The sequence below is a fragment of the Deltaproteobacteria bacterium genome (assembly GCA_022340465.1).
Classification (GTDB): domain Bacteria; phylum Desulfobacterota; class Desulfobacteria; order Desulfobacterales; family B30-G6; genus JAJDNW01.
The window spans coordinates 1-3813 of record JAJDNW010000039.1; the positions used below are offsets into that span (position 1 = coordinate 1).

At 56.0% G+C, this 3813-nt stretch carries 4 protein-coding genes; all 4 read right to left on the reverse strand.

Annotation, left to right across the window (positions count from 1 at the left end):
* The coding region (locus LJE94_07165) for an AsmA family protein (protein ID MCG6909890.1) at positions 1–908 on the reverse strand (908 nt) is incomplete at its 3' end.
* Positions 909–958: 50 nt separating this feature from the next.
* Complete coding sequence (locus LJE94_07170) at positions 959–1111, reverse strand: hypothetical protein (GenBank protein ID MCG6909891.1); 153 nt, start codon at positions 1109–1111, stop codon at positions 959–961.
* An 11-nt stretch (positions 1112–1122) separates the two neighbouring features.
* Entirely contained in the window at positions 1123–2430 is a 1308-nt protein-coding gene (locus LJE94_07175; protein MCG6909892.1) for a hypothetical protein, read from the reverse strand.
* A 297-nt stretch (positions 2431–2727) separates the two neighbouring features.
* Entirely contained in the window at positions 2728–3708 is a 981-nt protein-coding gene (locus LJE94_07180) for a haloacid dehalogenase-like hydrolase (protein ID MCG6909893.1), read from the reverse strand.
* Between the last annotated feature and the right edge of the window lie 105 nt (positions 3709–3813).

Consider the following 3813-nt stretch of genomic DNA (forward strand, 5'->3'; position numbering starts at 1 on the left):
ACCATCTTTTCGATACGGTAGGTTCCTTTTTCCCCTGTCAGCTGGACCGACACGGACAGCGGCCCCAGATCCGGCAAATCCCTTCCGGCAAGGGCCGAAAAGTCCGCCGCGGAATCGACGCCGACATCCACGGTCACGTCCATTTCCGCTGCTGGGAAAAACGGTCCCACCGATCCGGTCAGCGCCAGTTTCGCGTCTCCGAAATGTCCGTCGAACCGGACCTTGGCGGTGACCTTGTCGCCGACGGTTTTGACATCCTCGAATCCCCCGGTCAGTGCAATGGGTATCTTTTTCGCATGGCCGTCGACCCGGACCGTGAGTTCGCCCTCTGCAGGATCGAACCGGATGCTCTCGCCGTGGATGCGGAACTGCTCCTTCCTTTGCGCGTCTTGGAAGACAATCCGGGCTTCGCTGACGAGCAGGTTTCGCACCACCGGGCGAAGGGGCAATCCGGGGGCTTTTTGGGGTGCTTCCGCCTCGGCTGTTGTCTCCTTTTCTGCAGGCGCCTCGGCAGGCTCGGCAAACTGCCAGTTGCCCTGGCCGGAGCTGTTTTGCTCTAGCAGCAGATCGGGCTTCTTGACGATCAGAGAAAAATCGAGCACGCCGGCGAGCAAGGGAAAAAGGGCAAGCTCGGCTTCGATATGATCGACGGTCGCCATGTGCGGCCGGGAGGCCCAGGCCGGGTTGGCCAGCTTTACGCCCGACGCCCGAAAGGAGAAGGTGGTGAAAAGATCGATGTCCAGATCGCCCTCTATGACCATCTCGCGTCCGGTGGCCGACTGGACGCCGGAGGCGATCAGGGACTTGTAGGTGTCGCCTGGGATCAAGTTGACCGCGACAACGGCGAGAAGAACAATTCCTGCCAAAACCGCCACGCCGATACCGATATATTTGAGTGCTCGAGCCATTTTCAATCTCCGTTATTACCTACTCCGGCTCACTGGCGAGTTGTAACCTTTTACAGGACGGATGCGCCATCTTCAATCCGTTCAACCTGTTCTATCGTATTTTTGGCATGACGGAGCGTGCTGGCGGCTCGCTCGATGGCTTGATCGATGCTGTTGGCATCCCGGACCGGTCCGGTACCCTGCCAGAGTATGCTGTCATCCATAGGCATATTCCTTACAAGGTGCCGCTGGCTGCAAAAACACTTCGGATCATCTGTCTTAGCGATTCCTGGTACGCAGCCAGGGTGTTCAACTGATCCTCGTCGAGTACGCTTTCCAACTCTTGAAGGGTTTCGACCTGTAGCGCCTCGAAGTCATTGAATAGATCCTGAAGGGAGACATCGGGATCACTGGCAAACCGCTTTACGAGAGCGCTACGTCTCTCCAATCCACCCCATAGAATCGGCCGGAGCTGGTGGATTTGATCCGGGCCGACGCCGATCAGCCGTGCCAATTTGTCGACAAACGCTTCACGAATCTTTTCCACCGCCTCTGATGCCAGCAGGGTAAACCTGCGCTGCAGCTCCCGCATCTGATCGCTGGAGAGAACATTCCGGAGCTTTTCCCTCGCGGTTTCGGAAACCACCTCGAACCGTTGGGAAAGCGTCTCTAGATCCAAAAAATCCTGACCCACCCGATCACCGATGGTGTCGTTGATATCCTGGATACTTTTTTCGACTACCTCCCGGAATTTTGCCTTCTGCTCGCTCGACAGCGCAAGACGCCGGCTCCAATTCTCTATCACCGTTTCAGCGTCGAACACCTTCCCATAGCCATATGTCGCATCGGAGCGGAAACCCTCGGATTTTTCGACCACTTTGCGCATGAGCATCTCTTTGAGCACCTCACGGCTCATTGCCACCACGATGACAGCACCGATCCCGCCGGGGGTCCTGCCTTTGGAACCACCGACATCCGTCAGTTCGATGGTAGGCAGGGTCCCGGACCGTGTTGTGCCGTCGGCACGTCGCATGTGGAAGGTCACGCCCTCGATGGTCAGCCTGCGGATGGCGATGCGATGCGGTTCGCCGGGTGCGTCCGCCGATACGGGCTCCGTCTCCGCTGATTTTCGATCTGCTTTTTTTAGGTTCATCTGGGTGTTGCCGGAGATGTCTTTCAGGTTGGAGCCGCCCTGTTCATTCATCTCGAGAGAAACAACCGGGGAATCGATCACCACTTCATCCAAAACGATCGGGGAGGTTCTGAATAGAATGGAAAGTACCCCCAGATTCAGACGCAACAAGTCCATATCGAAGGCATTTTGAGATCGATAACCCTCCGGGTTGGCCACAGAAAGGCCGGTAATCTGTCCCGATCCTTGCAGAATCTTCAGATTCACACCATCGACAGTCACCGGCACACCGGTCAGCTCGCTACCCACGGCCTCCATCTGGTTTTCGATTCGCGTGTTAAGGCCGGAACATGCGGCAACAAGCAGTGCAGCCAGTATAGCGGCCGGCACCTTCGCTATCGGCTTTTTCATTGGTCCCATCTCTCTTCACGGTCGTTTTTTTCTCAGAGGCGAATGTTCTGCATCGGGAGGAGGTCCTTTGGTGGACCCCCTTGCGGCCGACTTCGTATCGAAATCTTGCCATCTAACCGAGGTGAAAAAAGCAATGATTGATGCGTCAGTCTGATCGGGAACGCTGTCCGCTACTACCGCAGATATTGGGTCGAAATTTTTTGAGGTTGCCAAGGAATGCACCAGATAAACTGTGGCGCCCTTTGTTTGTTCTGGCCCGCTACGTAAAGATGCTCGTATTTTTCAAAAGTCCGGTTTTTAAGGGAAGATCACCCTCCAATCCTCTTTCATGTTCACAATGATCCATCCTCGACCGGGCCCCTCGTCAAGCCCGCGATCAAGTCTGCCTGCGTGCGATTCTCTGTCGTAAGCCCATTCGCGTTTATCGTCCGTGTGGTGGATGATGAGCCCCAAGCAAGGGCCTGGGCCATTCGTTGTCCACTCCAGCATTTCGAAATCACCGTCGGAATTGCCGACCGCCAGAACCGGCCGACGTCCGATGTGCCAATGAATCCCTACCGGTTTCCCCGCCTTGTCGTTGATAAAGCGCAACTTTGATAGCCGAACCAGCGCCGGTTTTCCTTCACGAATTTCATACCTCGTCTCGACACTGCTGCCGATCACCTGCTCAGGGGGGATGCCGTACACCTGCTCCGCCCAGGGCCGCATGAACTCAATGCCGCCACCGGAAACAATAAAGGTCTTGAAATCGTTGGCCCGCAGGTAGGCGAGCAGTTCCAACATCGGCTGGAAGACCATATCGGTATAGTGCTTGCCGGTCTTGGGATGCTTGGCTGTGGCGATCCAGTCCTTGACGATTTTTTCGAACTCCGTCGTGGTCATACCCGCATGAGTGGCCATGATAATTTCGAGAATCGCCTTCTCTCCACCGGCCAGCGTCTGTTTCACGTCCCCCCCCAGCAACGACGCGAATGGTTCCTCTGTCTTCCATTCCGGATGCTGCGGTGCGAGTGCTTTGACGCGGTCAAGGGCAAAGAAAAGCTGGAAGTACATCGGTTGTTCGCTCCACAATGTGCCGTCGTTATCGAATGTGGCGATACGTTCGGACGGCGGCAGGAAGCCGGGGGAGCCGGATGTCGTCACATTTTTCACGAAAGCCAGAATGGACTGCTTCGTCTGGCCATTGTTCCAGGATGGAAGCGGGTCTGTGGCTTGGGCGCCGGTGGCAAACGCTGCAACCACGAAAGCGGTGAACAGCCAAAACATTCGTAGATTCATAGTGTCTCCAGATAGAAGGGAAAATGGTGGGACACAGCAAATGGTGCCCCACCGGATTGATGCCATTACTTGCCGCCCACGGTCATGTTCTTGATCTGTGCTTCG

Excerpts from the sequence above, each read along its gene's own strand:
- LJE94_07170 (MCG6909891.1), bottom strand. The coding sequence starts at position 1,111 with ATGGATGACAGCATACTCTGGCAGGGTACCGGACCGGTCCGGGATGCC.
- LJE94_07175 (MCG6909892.1), bottom strand. The coding sequence starts at position 2,430 with ATGAAAAAGCCGATAGCGAAGGTGCCGGCCGCTATACTGGCTGCACTG.
- LJE94_07180 (MCG6909893.1), bottom strand. The coding sequence starts at position 3,708 with ATGAATCTACGAATGTTTTGGCTGTTCACCGCTTTCGTGGTTGCAGCG.